Raw genomic sequence first — 14,282 nt, forward strand, 5'->3', positions numbered from 1 at the left:
AAAAGTGTCGCCTCCGGGTGTTCCCGGGGTTGAATGGGTCGACGTCGTGGGCCGCCCGCGACCGTCCTGGACGCCTCGACCGAAGGAGCACCGTGCAGCGCTTTCTCACCCTGACCGACGTCGCGGAGACCCTGAACATCTCCGGTCAGGCCGCCCGTGCCCTGGTCCGCTCGGGTGAGCTGCAGGCCATCCAGGTCGGGGGCCGCGGTCAGTGGCGCATCGAGGTGTCCTGGCTCGAGGACTACGTGGAACGTCAGAAGGAAGTGACGCGCGCCCGCGTCCGGGAGTGGACCGAGGCGGACGCGAAGGCCCGCTGAGCCCACACGGTCTGCTCAGGCGGGGCGCAGCGCGGTCCGGACCGTCCCCAGCGCCCCGAACGGGATGACGAGCCGCCCGCGGACGGCCGCGGCCCGCCGGGCCTCGTCCCGCGGGTGGCGGGCGATGTCGAGGTGGTCGCCGCCGACCCGGTCCACGGTGCCCTCCGCCAGCGCCGCGCCGAGGCGTCCCGTCACCGCCACCGGCTGGCGCGTCCGCGCGATGCCGCGCAGCACCGTCCCCCAGCCGGCCGCGGCGAGCTCGGGCGCGGCCACGGCCCGGGTCAGGTCGGCCTCCACGGCCGCCACGCAGTCCACCGCGACGATCGCCGATCCCGAGCCGTCGACGTGCACGCCGACCCAGCCCTGGCCCACCGTGTGCACCACGCCGTCCACGACCTCGCCCCAGGCCAGGTGGAGCCGGACCTGCCGCCCTCGGGCTCCGCGCAGGCGGTCGGCCAGGGACAGCGCCATCCACTCCGCTCGGGTCAGCTCCGCGGCCTCGGCCACCGTCTCCTGCCAGCCGAGGTCGGCCCAGTGCGCCTCCAGGTCGTCGAAGAGTCCGTTCCACCGCATGCGCTCAGTATAGGAGGCTCAGCGCCGGACATCGGTCGTCATCAAACATCATCAAACATCACTCTTGACACCTATCGGCCCGTGCAGTTCACTGTGATCATCATCACCGGCCTGATCGCGGGATCCCGGCCGGACGGACGCACAGGAGGGGAATCCATGGAGCGCTCGACATCACCGGCCGGCCCGGCCCCGACCCGTCCGGTCGACGCGGCGGACGCCGTCGGCCTCACCGTCCTGCTTCTGGCCGGTCCCGGTCTGCTCGCCTGTGCCGCGGCGCTGCTGCAGACGGGCACCAGCGCGCCCGGGGCGGAACTGACCCGCGTGCTGGGCCTCGGTGCCGGTCTCGCCGGGCTCGGACTGCTCGCATGGTGGGCGGTGGGCCTGATCGGGCTGGCGCTCGTCGCGCTGGGGCGCCGCGCGGGTCGGCCGGCCTGGGCCCGCCTGGGCCGGAGCCTCACTCCCGCCCTGCTCGGACGCGTGGCAGGCGCCGTCGTCGGTGCCCAGCTGCTCGCGGCACCGGCCGCGTGGGCGGACGCGGCTCATCCCGTGCCGGACGCCTCCTGGACCGTGGCTGCGGTGCCTGCGCACGCCACCGGCGTCGAGGCCCCGGCGCCGGACGCCGCGTGGACGCCCCGGCCCCCGGCGCCGGCCCCACCGGGCGCCGGCACCGGCCGTGCGGATCCGGACCACCCGACCGTCACCGTCCGGCGCGGCGACTGCCTGTGGCACCTCGCCGCCGCCGAGCTCGGCCCGGACGCGACCCCCCGAGAGATCGACGCCCGCTGGCGCCGCTGGTACGAGGCCAACCGACGGGTGATCGGCGACGACCCGCACCTGCTGCTGCCCGGCACCGTGCTGACCTCCCCCGTGTTCACCCCGCACGCCGGCGTGGACGGACCACGGCCATGACATCCACGACCCTGCACTCCCCCGCTTCGCCTCGTCCTCAGGAGACCGCCATGACCACCCTCGCCACCCGCCCCCGCGCCGCTTCCGACCGGCGCACCGCCGACACCCTCCTCCACGGGCCCGCCCACAGCCCCGCAGTCCTGCCCCGCGGTGAGGAGATCGCCCGGCGGGCCCGCACCGAACAGGGGCGCGAGGAGCTGCGCCGCGTCCGCTCGCTCGCCGCCGTGATCGCCGTCGCCTGCGTCGAGGTCGAGACGGGCCGCCGTGCCCTGCGGGACCTCTCCGCCTGGCTCTCGCCCGAGGTCCTGGACAAGTTGACCCGTCGCATGGAGCTGCTGGGCGCCGTCGCGCCGACCGGGCCCGGTCGACGGCCCTCCGCGGCCGTCCCGCCCCGGACGCCCAAGTCCGCACCCCGCCCGGTGGGTGCCCGCGTGTGCGAGGTCGCGCCCGGCCGGGTGGAGGCCAGCGCGACGGTGCTGTGGGAGGGCCGGGCCCGGGCCTTCGCGCTCCGACTCGAGCGGCGGCTCAGCCGGTGGAAGGTGACGTCGGTCGAGATCGGCTGAGCCGGATCGTCCCGTCGGACTGACGAGCGAGGGCCCGGAGACCTGGAGGTCTGCGGGCCCTCGTCCTGCGTCGTGGCAGGATGCCGGTCAGCCGCGGCGGCCGCGGCGCTCCGCCTGACGGCGGGAGCGGCGGTTCGTGCCCGCCGCGACCGTGGCGCCGGAGTCCGTGCCGCTGCGGGTGACCGCGCTCTGCCCGTCCTCGGACGGACCGGTGAAACGCAGCTGCGCCGGCTGCTGCGGGGCGTCGATGCCCTCCACGGAGATCTGCGGGGCCATCGTCACGGCGCGGGCGTCCTGGACGCCGGGCAGCGACGTCGACGCGGGGGCCGCACTGATCTGCGCCTGGAACAGCGTGCGCACGGCGTCCTCGCGGATGGCGGCGAGCATGTTCTGGAACATCGTGTAGCCCTCGCGCTGGTACTCCACGAGGGGCTCGCGCTGGGCCATCGCGCGCAGCCCGATGCCCTCCTTGAGGTAGTCCATCTCGTAGAGATGCTCCTGCCAGCGGCGCCCGATGGTGGCGAGCACCACGCGACGCTCCGCCTCCCGCAGCGCCTCGGACCCCACCTGCGCCTCCCGGTCCTCGTACGCCAGGAGCGCATCGGAGACGAGTTCGCGCTTGAGGACCTCGGCCTTGAGCCGGCCCCGGCCGCCGACCTCGTCGAGGACGTCCTCCTGCGAGATGCCCACGGGGTAGAGCTCTGCCAGGTCCCGCCACAGCTGGTCGAGGTCCCAGTCGGTGGCGTGGCCCTCCTCGGTGGCCGCGTCCACGATGTTCCCGACGGCGTCCTCCACGAAGCGGCGCACCCGGTCCTGCAGGTCCTCCCCCTCGAGGATGGAACGGCGGTCCGTGTAGATGGCCTCGCGCTGGCGGTTCATCACGTCGTCGTACTTGAGCACGTTCTTGCGCTGCTCGGCGTTGCGCCCCTCGACCTGCGCCTGCGCGTTCTGGATCGCCTTCGAGACGAAGCCGAACTCGAGCGCCATGTCGTCCGGGATCGACGGGCTGTTCATGATCCGCTGGGCCACGCCCGGGTTGAAGTTGCGCATGAGCTCGTCCGTGAGGGAGAGGTAGAACCGGGACTCGCCCGGGTCGCCCTGACGGCCGGAACGACCGCGCAGCTGGTTGTCGATGCGGCGCGAGTCGTGGCGCTCGGTGCCCACCACGTACAGGCCGCCGGCCTCGATGACCGCGCGGTGCGCGTCCTCCACGGCGGCCTCGGCCTGCGCCAGCACCTCGGGCCAGCGGGCCTCGTACGCCTCCGGGTCCTCGGCGGCGTCGAGGCCCAGCTCCTGCATGCGGGCCACCGCCGTGAACTCGGCGTTGCCGCCGAGCATGATGTCGGTGCCGCGGCCGGCCATGTTGGTGGCCACGGTGACGGCGCCCGGGCGGCCGGCCTGCGCCACGATGGCGGCCTCGCGGGCGTGGTTCTTCGCGTTCAGGACCTCGTGGCGGACGCCGCGCTTGGCCAGCAGCGTGGAGAGGTACTCGGACTTCTCCACCGAGGTGGTGCCCACCAGGACCGGTTGGCCCTTCGCGTGCCGCTCGGCGATGTCGTCGACGACGGCGTCGAACTTGACCTTCTCGTTCTTGTACACCACGTCGTTGCGGTCCACGCGCTGTCGCTCCCGGTTCGGCGGGATCACGACGACGCCGAGGCCGTAGGTCGACGTGAACTCGGCGGCCTCCGTCTCGGCGGTGCCCGTCATGCCGGCGAGCTTCTCGTAGCCGCGGAAGTAGTTCTGCAGGGTCACCGTGGCCAGCGTCTGGTTCTCGGGCTTGACCTCGACGCCCTCCTTGGCCTCGATGGCCTGGTGGAGCCCCTCGTTGTAGCGGCGTCCCTTGAGCACGCGGCCCGTGTGCTCGTCGACGATCTGCACCTCGCCGTCGAGGACCACGTAGTCCTTGTCCCGCTTGAACAGCTCCTTGGCCTTGACCGCGTTGTTCAGGAACTGGATGAGCGTGGTGTTCTGCGTCTCGTACAGGTTCGTGATGCCGAGGTGGTCCTCGACCTTCTCGATGCCGGGGCCGAGGATGCCGACGGTGCGCTTCTTGTGGTCCACCTCGTAGTCCGTGTCCGCCTCGAGGCGGCGCACCAGCCGGGCGAACTCGCCGTACCACCGGTTGGCCTCTCCCTGGGCGGGGCCGGAGATGATCAGCGGGGTGCGGGCCTCGTCGATGAGGATCGAGTCCACCTCGTCGACGATCGCGTAGTGGTGCTCACGCTGCACGAGCTCGTCGAGGGACCAGGCCATGTTGTCCCGGAGGAAGTCGAAGCCGAACTCGTTGTTCGTGCCGTAGGTGATGTCCGCGGCGTACTGCTCGCGGCGTACGGCCGGGGTCTGGCCCGCCACGATGACGCCCGTCTGCATGCCGAGGAAGCGGAACACGCGGCCCATGAGGTCGGCCTGGTAGGAGGCGAGGAAGTCGTTGACCGTCACCACGTGCACGCCCCTGCCGGACAGCGCGTTGAGGTAGGCCGGGGCGGTGGCCACGAGGGTCTTGCCCTCGCCGGTCTTCATCTCCGCGATGTTGCCCTGGTGCAGCGCGATGCCGCCGAGCAGCTGGACGTCGTAGTGCCGCTGGCCGAGCGTGCGTCCCGCGGCCTCCCGGACCGCGGCGAACGCCTCCGGCAGGAGCAGGTCCAACGACTCGCCGTCCGCATGCCGGGCCCGGAGCGTGTCCGTCTCGGCACGCAGCTCCGCATCGCTGAGCGCCCGGAAGTCGTCCTCGAGGAGGTTCACGGCGTCCACCGTGGCCTGCATGCGCTTGAGGACGCGGTTGTCCGAGATCTTCAGGACGCGGTCGATGATCGAAGGCACTGGTTCTCTGCTCCCTTGCGGTGTGGCCGGGGCGGGACGGGATGCCCCTCGCGCTCGGCCGTGGCGCGGTCTCCGGGACAGTGTACGGGCCGAGTCCGGACGGGCCGCGGCGCCCGTCCCGGAGGGGACGGGCGCCGCGGCGTCAGCAGGTCGTGGTCGACGTCGGCGGGGCGGTCAGTCCTCGCGCGCCTGGTAGGCCCGCTCCCCCTCGGAGGCGGAGACGTGATCCTGCGGGAGGGACTCGTCCAGGCGGATCACGCCGTAGCTCCAGCCCCGGCGGCGGTAGACCACGGAGGGCACGCCGGTCTCGGCGTTCTGGAAGAGGAAGAAGTCATGGCCCACCAGCTCCATCGCGTCGACGGCCTCGTCCACGCTCATGGGGGTCGCGGGGAACGCCTTCTGGCGGATGCGCACCGGGGTGCCCACCTCGGGGGCGTCCTGCTCGGCGGCCTCCTCCGCGGCCAGCGCGGCACCCGACGGCGGCAGCGGCGGCACGAATCCGACCTCGCCCGCGCCGCGGGAGGCGCCGAGCTTGCCGTGACGGCGGTCCTTGCGGCGGTCGCGCAGGCGCCGCAGGCGCTCGGCCAGTCGGGTGGCGGCCTGGTCGAAGGCGACCAGCTTGTCGTCCGCGTCGGCCTCGGCCCGCACGACGTCCCGCGGGCCACGGACCGTCAGTTCCACGCGGACCGTCTCGTCCGAGTGCTTGTGGTGGGAGGACTTCGTCACGCGGACCTCGAGCGTGTCGGCGCCCTCGGCGAGCGGCTGGAGGCGCTCGGTGCGCTCGACGACGTGGTCGCGGAAGCTCTCCGGGAGCCTGAGGTTGCGGGCGATGTAGCTGACATCCATGGTCATGGCGTCCTCCTGGTCCGACTCTCACGGGTCCGGCCTCGGGAGGGGAGGTGCGCCTCGGTGTCGCGTCCGCAGGGCGGCGGCGGGTCCGAGGGTGCGACCTCCTTCCAGCCGTCGGCAGGACGGGAACCGTAGGGGCGATTCCGTGCCGTTCACCCTACCCGGGGGCCTGGCCGGGGGCCAGGCTCGGCGGGGTCCCGCGGCGGGGCCACGGCCGCGAGCACGACGGCCCCGACGGGGTGCCCGCCGGCGCGGCGCACCGCCTCCGCGAGCGCGGCGAGGGTGGCGCCGGTGGTGAGGACGTCGTCCACGAGCAGGACGGGCGCGCCGGCCGGCAGCCGCCCGGCGGCGACGCGCCAGTCCCGGGCCCGCCGGCGGCGCTGGCCCGCCCCGGCGCCCGCGTGGGACGGGCCGCCGCCCCGGAGCGTGCTCGCGCGGGGCAGCAGGCGCGCACGGACGGCGTCGGAGACCAGCCACGGCGCCGGCAGCGCCCGGGTGAGCTCGGCGAGCGGGTCGTAGCCGCGCCGTCGGAATCCGACCGCGCCGCCCGGGACCGGGACGAGCAGGGCGTGCCGCGCCCCGGGCAGGTCCGGCTCGAGGCGCGCCGCGGCGACGGCCCGGCAGAGGGCCTCGCCCAGCACGCCGCGCAGGTGCAGCGCGTGATGGTCCTTGAACGCGAGCACGGCGGCCGCCAGCGGGTCTGCGTAGCGCCCGGCCGCCATCACCGGCAGGGGAGCGCCGCCGGGGCCCAAGGGTAAGGCCGGGGCGTCCTGCTCCGCCCGGAAGGGCCGGGACAGGACGGCGGTCAGTCCCTCCGCGCAGGCCGGGCAGAGCCGGTGGCCCGGCGCCGCGCACACCGCGCACTCGGCGGGCAGGACCAGGTCGGCCAGGGCCCGACCGAGGGTGCCGAACACCGACGGCGGGGACGGGGAGGACGGCGGGGAACGCATGCAACGAGTCCACCGCACGCCGCCGCCGTCCGGGCGCCGGGGCGAGCCGCTGTGCGGGCCGGGGCGGCTGTGCAGGAGTGGACGACGGGGCGGCGGGCGCGGGCTCGGCTCAGTCGGGGAACGAGAGGTCGCGCACCCCGCGGTCGAGCTCCTGCGCCCGCCACGAGGAGCCCACCAGCAGGAACACGAGCTCCTCCGTCTCCGCGTAGTAGGCGCCGTCGTCACCGGCGGAGATCCCCCGCAGACCGCCCAGCGGGTTGAGCTCCCGGACGGTGCCGTCGATCGAGACGATCCGCGGCACCACGCGCTCGTCGGGCTTCTCGGCGTACGCCGAGACGAGCAGGTTCGTGTCTCCGGCCCACTCCACCGAGTCCTCGGAGCCGGAGGAGGGCAGCAGGATCGGCTCGGTCAGGGCGTTCGGCACCCCGTCCGAGCCGCGCACGACGCCGGACACGCGCAGGGTGGTCCGCTGGCCGTCGTCGACGAGCATCGCGGCCCGGGCCCCGCTCCGGGCCAACCGCAGGTCGACGATCCGCTCGCCGGGGCGCAGCCAGGTGGCCGTCACGATGCGCTCCTGCCCGCCGGGCTGGGCCGAGACGGCGCGGATCCGCGAGGTCGTGCCCCGGTCGGCCGCCCACACCCAGCCCAGGAGGTCCAGCGACGGGACGGTAAGCCCGGTGCCGCGCAGCACCTCCCGCAGGGAGCCGTCCGTGCCGGCGACGTGGACCGCCGTCCGGTCACCGGTGACGAACGCGAATCGGCTGCGGTCGCCGGACATCGTCGGGCGGACCGGATCGAGCGCGGTGACGTCCGGAGCGCCGCCCACCGGCGTGACGCTGCTCCCCTGCACGTACACGAGTCCGCCCGTCGCCGCGTCGATGCCCACCTGGACCGATCTGACGGCGGGGTCGGTCTGGACCGGGGCGGGGCCGTCGTCTCCCGACGTGGACAGCTGGGCACCGGCGACGGTCACCTCGACCTCCTTGACCGACTGGAGGCCCCTCAGGGTCAGCTCCAGCTGCTCCCGCATGCGGTGCCGCCGCTCGGCGTCGGCCCCCTCGGCGGCCGCCTGGGTGAGGTCGACGTGGGCCACGCCGTCGTCGTCGACGGGCACCGTGGGCGCGGCCAGGTCGGTGCCGGTGCGCAGCGGGAAGGCCGTCTCCACCGCCCCGGCCAGATACGGTGCCGGCCCGCGCAGCAGCGCTCGCGTCACCGCGGTCACGGTGGTGCCCCGATTGACGAACCACCGCACGTCCGGCACGATATAGCGCTTCGCGGTGTCGTAGAAGGCGAGCTCGTGCGGCGCGAACAGCTGTCCGAACTGCGCCTGGGAGAGCAGCGTGCCGTTCTCCGTGGACGTGATCCGCATGCCCTGGGGCCGTTCCTGCACGGTGACCGCCCAGGCCCGTGTGGTCCCCGGCGGCGCGACGGTCCGCAGGCCGTACTCGTCGATCTCCGAGTCGACCTCGACCTGGATCTGGTAGTCCCCGTCGCCGTCGCCCCGGGTGATGCGCGGCTCCGCCGAGTACACGAGGGTGCGCTGCCCGGGCGTCCACTGGGTGGCCGCGGGGCCGTCGAGGAACTCGCGCGCCACCGCGTAGTCGTCCTGCGGGCTCGTGCCCGCGAGCAGGAAGCCCCGGATGGCCTCCTCCGCCGTGTCCGACTCGGCGGGTCCCGGCGGATGGAACTGCGGCGCGTCGGCGGCCGCGCTGGCCCCGTCGACCGGGTCGGCGCTGCGCACTTCGGAGCTCTGGGGGATCTGGGTGCAGCCGCTGAGGGCGAGCACCAGGGCGACGATCACCGCGACGACGGCGACACGCGGCGGGCGGGGCGGCTGCGGATCCACGGTGGTCATCGGGCCTCCTCTGCCGCATCCTCGCCGGTCCGGTCCCCGGCGGCCGGCCCGTCGGCGGGATCCCCCGGAGGGACCCTGCGCACCGGCCGGGTCGGTGCGGTCAGGGCCTGCTCGTCCTGGCGCGCGCACGGCGGGGCGTCCGCGGCCGTGGCGGCGACGTCCGCGACCCTGCCGACGGCGTCGGCGTCGGCGTCCGCCTCCTGCGGGACGGGTCGGGACAGGTCATCGGCGTACCGGCGGTCCGCCGTGCTGTAGCGGGGCGGGATGGGCAGCACGGAGCGGCCGATCGGTTCCGGGGCCTCCGCGCCCTGCGCGGCCGGGCGCGGCGCCCGCGGCAGGGTCACCATGAACGTGGACCCCTCCCCCAGCTCGCCCCACGCCTCGAGCCGGCCGCCGTGCAGCCGGGTGTCCTCGGTGGCGATCGCCAGACCCAGTCCGGACCCGCCGGTGGTGCGCTTGCGTGAGGGGTCGGCCCGCCAGAACCGGTCGAACACGCGCTGCACCTGCTCGGGGCTCATGCCGATGCCGTGGTCCACGACGGCGAACGTGACGGCCTCCTCGTCGGCCGCCACGAGCACGTCCACCGGCCGGCCCTCGGCGTGCTCGATCGCGTTGTTCACCAGGTTGCGCAGGATCCGTTCGATCCGCCGCGGGTCGACCCAGGCGACGTGGCCGTCGGCGCGGTCCCGGTCCATGGGCACCACGTACACGGGCACGCCGCTCTGATCGGCCAACGGCTGAGAGGTGAGCACGACGTCGCGGGCCAGCTCGAGCATGTCCGTGGCCTCGAGGGCTGGGGTGGCGGCGCCGGCGTCGAACCGGGTGATCTCCAGCAGGTCCGCGAGCATGGCCTGGAAGCGATCGACCTGGTGGTAGAGCAGCTCGGTCGAGCGTCGGTTGACCGGGTCGAAGTCCTCGCGCGAGCCGTACAGCACGTCGGCCGCCATCCGCACGGTCGTCAGCGGCGTGCGCAGCTCATGGGAGACGTCCGAGACGAACCGCTGCTGCATCTGGGACAGCTGGGCGAGCTGGCCGATCTGGTCCTGGATGCTGTCCGCCATCCGGTTGAAGGACATGCCCAGGCGGGCCATCTCGTCCTCACCGTCGACCGGCATCCGCACGGCCAGGTTGCCGCTCGAGAGGGACTCGGCCGCCCGGGCCGCCTGCTGCACGGGCAGGGTCACACGCCGCGAGACCCACCACGAGACCAGCACGTTGATCACCAGGAATCCGACGCCGAACACCAGCAGCACCCCGAGCACCGAGTCCAGCGAGCTCTGGACGTCCGCGAGGTCGTAGACGAGGTAGAGCCCGTAGGTGGCACCCGGGGGCAGCACCACCTGGGCGCCGAACACGAGGCCGGGCCGGGTGCCGCCGCCGGGGTCCGGCAGCGCCACGCTCGCGTCGTACACGCCCGGCCCGGAGGCGACCGCGTCCTGCAGCTCCTGGGGGATCACCGCGGGATCGAGACCGGCGGAGGAGATCGTCCCCACGTACGCGGACTCGGAGCCCGGCAGCGGGGCGAGGTGGTAGCGGCGGCGGATCGTCGTGCCCGAGTCCCCCTCGAGGGCACGCAGGGTCTGGGTCACCAGCACGTCCGTGCTCTGCGCGTCCGTGGCGGTGGTCTGCGCGAACGTCTCGCGCACCTGACTCAGGCCACGGCGGGCCTCGGCCTGGACCTGCTCGTAGCGGGCCTCGAAGAGGGCCTGGGTGATCTGCTGCGTCAGGAACGCGGCGACCACGAGGCCCGCGAGGATCGAGAGCAGGGCCGCGAGCACCGCCGTGCGCAGCCGCAGGGACCGACGCCACCGGCGGCGCAGCGCACGCCACGCGGGGCCGGGGACCCACGACCGTGGGCGGCCGGCGGCGGGCTCGACCGGCTCGGCGCCGGGCTCGGCCGCCGGGGCCGCGCTCAGACCCGGGCCGGACACCGTCATGCCCTCAGCCCTGGCCGGCCTTGTACCCGACGCCGCGGACGGTCAGCACGACGCACGGGTTCTCGGGATCCGGCTCGACCTTCGAGCGCAGGCGCTGGACGTGGACGTTCACGAGCCGGGTGTCGGCCTGGTGCCGGTACCCCCAGACCTCCTCCAGCAGCATCTCGCGGGTGAAGACGTGGCGCGGCCGCCGGGCGAGGGCCACGAGGAGGTCGAACTCCAGCGGGGTGAGGGCGATGCCGACGCCGCCGCGGGTGACCTCGTGGCCCGCCACGTCGATCTCGAGGTCCCCGATGTGCAGGACCTCCGCCGGCTTGGCCTCCCCCTCACGCAGGCGGGCCCGGACGCGGGCCACGAGCTCGGCCGGCTTGAACGGCTTGGGCACGTAGTCGTCCGCACCCGACTCGAGGCCGCGCACGACGTCCGCCGTGTCCGACTTGGCCGTGAGCATCACGATCGGCACGTCCGACTCGTCTCGGATGAGCCTGCAGACCTCGATGCCGTCGATGCCGGGGAGCATGAGGTCCAGCAGCACGAGATCGGGACGCTCGCGGTGGAACGCGGGCAGTGCGGAGGTGCCGTCCGCGGCGAACGCCGGCTCGAAGCCGTCGTTGCGCAGGACGATGCCGATCATCTCGGCCAGCGCCTCGTCGTCGTCCACCACCAGGATCTTGGCCTTGCCCATCCTGACCTCCTCGTCAGCGCTCCCCCCGGCGCCGCAGGCGGGACCGGCCCCGGGCACAGGAAATTTTCAGGATCAGCCCGATGATACCCGCCGGGCGGGCCCGTCCACGGCCGACGACGCCGGAGGTCGTCCCGGTCCGTCGGGGCGCCGGCTCAGCCGCGCAGCTCGGCGAGCCGTGCGGTCAGCTCCTCCGCGTCCCGCCGCAGAGTGTGGAGCACGACCGGGTCGTGCAGCCCCGCCGCCGTGAGGCCGACGTCGCCCACGCGTCCGGGGTCCACCCCCAGCCGTTCCCACGTGCGGACGACCTCGACCGGGCGCACGCCCGGTTCGGGGGCCAGGGTCAGCCCGCGCCCGATGTCGGCCCAGCCGGCCGCCGCCTCCCACGCCTCGCGGGTGCCGGGCGTGCCGTCCGCGCCGTCGTCGAGGGCGCCCACGCCCACCACGAGGGAGACCGGGGCCGGGGCGGGCGCGTCCGCGGCTGCGTCGGGCCTGGGCAGGGACTCTCCCGTCAGCGTTGACAGCGCGGCGGGCCCGGGCAGCTCGGCCCCTGGGGAGGCGGCGCGGCGGCCCGGTGCGAGCCACACCCGGGCGACGTCGGGCAGGGCGGTGAGCCCGTCGAGGGCGGCGCGCCACAGCCCGCGGGCCTCCTCGCGCGGCAGCGACCGGACGGTGCGGTACCCGCTCGCGGTGGGCAGGGTCCCGGCGAGGACGGCCGCCGCCCACGGCTCGTCGACGACGACGCCGAGGCGTCCCGCGCCGGTGGCCCTCCGGAGGCGGGGCAGGGCGTCCTGCAGTCCCTCGAGATAGGACTCGGCGACGTCGCGGCGCGCGCCGTGGTCGCCGAGCACGCGCTCTCCCCCGGGCAGCCAGAGGCAGGCGAGCAGGCTGAGCGGGCCGCGCACCCGCACGGCCAGACGTTCGACGACGGCGCCCTCGGCCCCCGCGGTGTCCGCCCAGCGGTGCGCGTCCTCGCGCCAGAGGGAGACGGCCCGGCGTCGGTCTCGGCCGGAGCCGGCGGCCCCGGGCGGGCTGACCCGCCAGCCGTGCGGCTGCAGGTCGACGGCCAGCTGCTGCAGGAGGGCGGCCGAGCGGCCGGTGGCGTCGGCGCCGGGTCCGCGATCGGGCAGCTCGGGGAGTACCGGCCAGTGGTCCGCGCCGAGTTCGCCGAGCGTGACGCGCTGCGCCTCGGCGACGTCGGTGCCGCGCCACGGCGTGCCGCCGAGGGCGACGGGGCCGGTGGCGCCGTCGTCGTGGGCGGCCTCAGTCATCCGCGTCCCCGGGGCTCTCCCCCGGCTCCGCCTCGGCGTCCGGCCGGCCCTCGGCCGCCAGCGCGCGGTGGTGGCGGATGACCTCGGCGATGATGAAGTTCAGGAACTTCTCGGCGAACGCGGGCTCGAGGTCCGCCTCGAGCGCGAGTCGGTGCAGCCGCGCGATCTGGGCGGCCTCACGCCCGGGGTCCGAGGGCGGCAGGTCGTGCCGGGCCTTGAGCGCGCCGACCCGCTGCGTGAACTTGAACCGCTCGGCCAGCAGGTAGACGAGCGAGGCGTCGATGTTGTCGATGCTGCCGCGGATCGCGAAGAGCTCGTCGAGGACCGCCGGGTCCGCGGTGCCGGGCAGCGAGCTGGCGTGGGGGTCGTAGTCCGGGCTCATGGCCGAAGCCTACGCATCCGCGGGGGCGGACAGCCGGGCATTGCGGGCGGTGTCGATGGTGGCCTGGCCGAGCACGCGGGTGCCCCGGTACAGGACGGCCGTCTGACCGGGAGCCACGCCGCGCAGGGGGCGCCCCGGCTCGATCTCCCACCCCGGATGCCCCGCCGCGTCCGCGCGCTGGCGGGCGCGGGCCTCGACGATCTCGCCGTGGGCCCGGAACTGCAGCGCACAGTCGAACCAGGCGCCCGTGCGGGCTTCGGGCACCGGGGCGCCGGCCCAGGACGGGCGGATGCCGGTGATGCGGTCGACGTCGAGCAGCTCGCGCCCGCCGACGACCACGGTGTTCTCCTTCGGCCGCACCTCGAGCACGAACCGGGGCTTGCCGTCGGGCGCGGGACGGCCGATGGCCAGGCCCTTGCGCTGGCCGACCGTGAACGCCTGGGCGCCCGCGTGGGTGCCGAGCTCCTGCCCCTCCGGGTCGACGATGGGGCCGGGGGCCAGGTCGATGCGCTCGGCGAGCCAGCCGCGGGTGTCGCCGTCGGGGATGAAGCAGATGTCGTGGGAGTCCGGCTTCGCCGCCACGGACAGGCCGCGCTCGGCCGCCTCGGCGCGCACGAGCTCCTTGGACGGCGTGTCCGCGAGCGGGAAGAGGCAGTGCGCGAGCTGATCCGCGGTCAGCACACCGAGCACGTAGGACTGGTCCTTCGCGTCGTCCGCGGCGCGGTGCAGCTCCAGCGAGCCGTCCGGACCGGGCCGCACGGCGGCGTAGTGGCCGGTGCAGACGGCGTCGAAGCCCAGCTCGAGGGCGCGCTCGAGCAGCGCCGCGAACTTGATGCGCTCGTTGCAGCGCATGCACGGGTTGGGCGTGCGGCCGGCCTCGTACTCGGCCACGAAGTCGTCCACGACGTCCTCCGCGAACCGCTCGGAGAAGTCCCACGTGTAGAAGGGGATGCCGAGCCGCTCGCACGCGCGCCACGCGTCCGAGGCGTCCTCGATGGTGCAGCAGCCGCGCGAGCCGGTGCGCAGGGTGCCGGGCATGCGGGACAGGGCCAGGTGGACGCCGACGACGTCGTGCCCGGCGTCCACGGCACGCGCCGCGGCGACGGCGGAGTCGACTCCCCCGGACATGGCGGCCAGGACCTTCACGGGCGGGCTCCTCTCTCGACGACGG

At 74.7% G+C, this 14,282-nt stretch carries 13 protein-coding genes; 3 read left to right on the plus strand and 10 right to left on the minus strand.

The features are described from left to right. Positions 1–92 precede the first annotated feature (92 nt). A complete protein-coding gene (locus B1A86_RS07295) occupies positions 93–317 on the plus strand; it encodes a helix-turn-helix domain-containing protein (RefSeq protein ID WP_002854861.1) in 225 nt (74 codons plus the stop codon). A 15-nt stretch (positions 318–332) separates the two neighbouring features. Here the strand turns inward: B1A86_RS07295 and B1A86_RS07300 are convergent, their stop codons facing one another. Next, entirely contained in the window at positions 333–890 is a 558-nt protein-coding gene (locus tag B1A86_RS07300; RefSeq protein WP_036383497.1) for a hypothetical protein, read from the minus strand. 156 nt (positions 891–1,046) lie between these two features. Between B1A86_RS07300 and B1A86_RS07305 the strand changes: the two genes are divergently transcribed. Together B1A86_RS07305 and B1A86_RS07310 are read left to right on the plus strand one after the other, a co-directional pair. Beyond that, entirely contained in the window at positions 1,047–1,799 is a 753-nt protein-coding gene (locus B1A86_RS07305; RefSeq protein WP_044659782.1) for a LysM peptidoglycan-binding domain-containing protein, read from the plus strand. Positions 1,800–1,849: 50 nt separating this feature from the next. Next, positions 1,850–2,362 carry an Rv3235 family protein gene (locus B1A86_RS07310; RefSeq protein ID WP_061866997.1) on the plus strand — a complete coding sequence of 171 codons (513 nt, stop codon included), beginning with the start codon at positions 1,850–1,852 and terminating at the stop codon, positions 2,360–2,362. A gap of 87 nt (positions 2,363–2,449) precedes the next feature. Here B1A86_RS07310 and secA read toward each other — a convergent pair whose 3' ends face one another. The 9 genes from secA to mnmA form a co-directional block, all read right to left on the minus strand. Beyond that, on the minus strand, positions 2,450–5,185 hold the full coding sequence (secA, locus tag B1A86_RS07315; protein WP_061873065.1) for a preprotein translocase subunit SecA: 2,736 nt from the start codon (positions 5,183–5,185) through the stop codon (positions 2,450–2,452). Positions 5,186–5,359: 174 nt separating this feature from the next. Then, positions 5,360–6,037 carry a ribosome hibernation-promoting factor, HPF/YfiA family gene (hpf, locus tag B1A86_RS07320; RefSeq protein ID WP_061873066.1) on the minus strand — a complete coding sequence of 226 codons (678 nt, stop codon included), beginning with the start codon at positions 6,035–6,037 and terminating at the stop codon, positions 5,360–5,362. Positions 6,038–6,186: 149 nt separating this feature from the next. After that, the gene (locus B1A86_RS07325; protein WP_061873067.1) at positions 6,187–6,984 is read right to left on the minus strand and encodes a ComF family protein; all 798 of its coding nucleotides are present in this window, start codon (positions 6,982–6,984) and stop codon (positions 6,187–6,189) included. Positions 6,985–7,093: 109 nt separating this feature from the next. Further along, on the minus strand, positions 7,094–8,839 hold the full coding sequence (locus B1A86_RS07330) for an LpqB family beta-propeller domain-containing protein (protein WP_061873068.1): 1,746 nt from the start codon (positions 8,837–8,839) through the stop codon (positions 7,094–7,096). After that, on the minus strand, positions 8,836–10,776 hold the full coding sequence (gene mtrB / locus B1A86_RS07335; protein ID WP_078025576.1) for an MtrAB system histidine kinase MtrB: 1,941 nt from the start codon (positions 10,774–10,776) through the stop codon (positions 8,836–8,838). Before mtrB ends, B1A86_RS07330 begins: the two co-directional genes overlap by 4 nt. A gap of 4 nt (positions 10,777–10,780) precedes the next feature. Continuing rightward, the gene (gene mtrA / locus B1A86_RS07340) at positions 10,781–11,461 is read right to left on the minus strand and encodes an MtrAB system response regulator MtrA (protein ID WP_061867002.1); all 681 of its coding nucleotides are present in this window, start codon (positions 11,459–11,461) and stop codon (positions 10,781–10,783) included. 152 nt (positions 11,462–11,613) lie between these two features. Further along, a complete protein-coding gene (locus B1A86_RS07345; protein WP_078025575.1) occupies positions 11,614–12,729 on the minus strand; it encodes a hypothetical protein in 1,116 nt (371 codons plus the stop codon). Next, positions 12,722–13,111 carry a chorismate mutase gene (locus tag B1A86_RS07350; RefSeq protein WP_060974202.1) on the minus strand — a complete coding sequence of 130 codons (390 nt, stop codon included), beginning with the start codon at positions 13,109–13,111 and terminating at the stop codon, positions 12,722–12,724. The genes B1A86_RS07345 and B1A86_RS07350 overlap by 8 nt, the downstream gene beginning before the upstream one ends. A 9-nt stretch (positions 13,112–13,120) precedes the next feature. Then, complete coding sequence (gene mnmA, locus B1A86_RS07355) at positions 13,121–14,257, minus strand: tRNA 2-thiouridine(34) synthase MnmA (protein ID WP_069942006.1); 1,137 nt, start codon at positions 14,255–14,257, stop codon at positions 13,121–13,123. Between the last annotated feature and the right edge of the window lie 25 nt (positions 14,258–14,282).

This window comes from Micrococcus sp. KBS0714, assembly GCF_002008305.4.
In the GTDB taxonomy this organism is placed as follows: domain Bacteria; phylum Actinomycetota; class Actinomycetes; order Actinomycetales; family Micrococcaceae; genus Micrococcus; species Micrococcus luteus.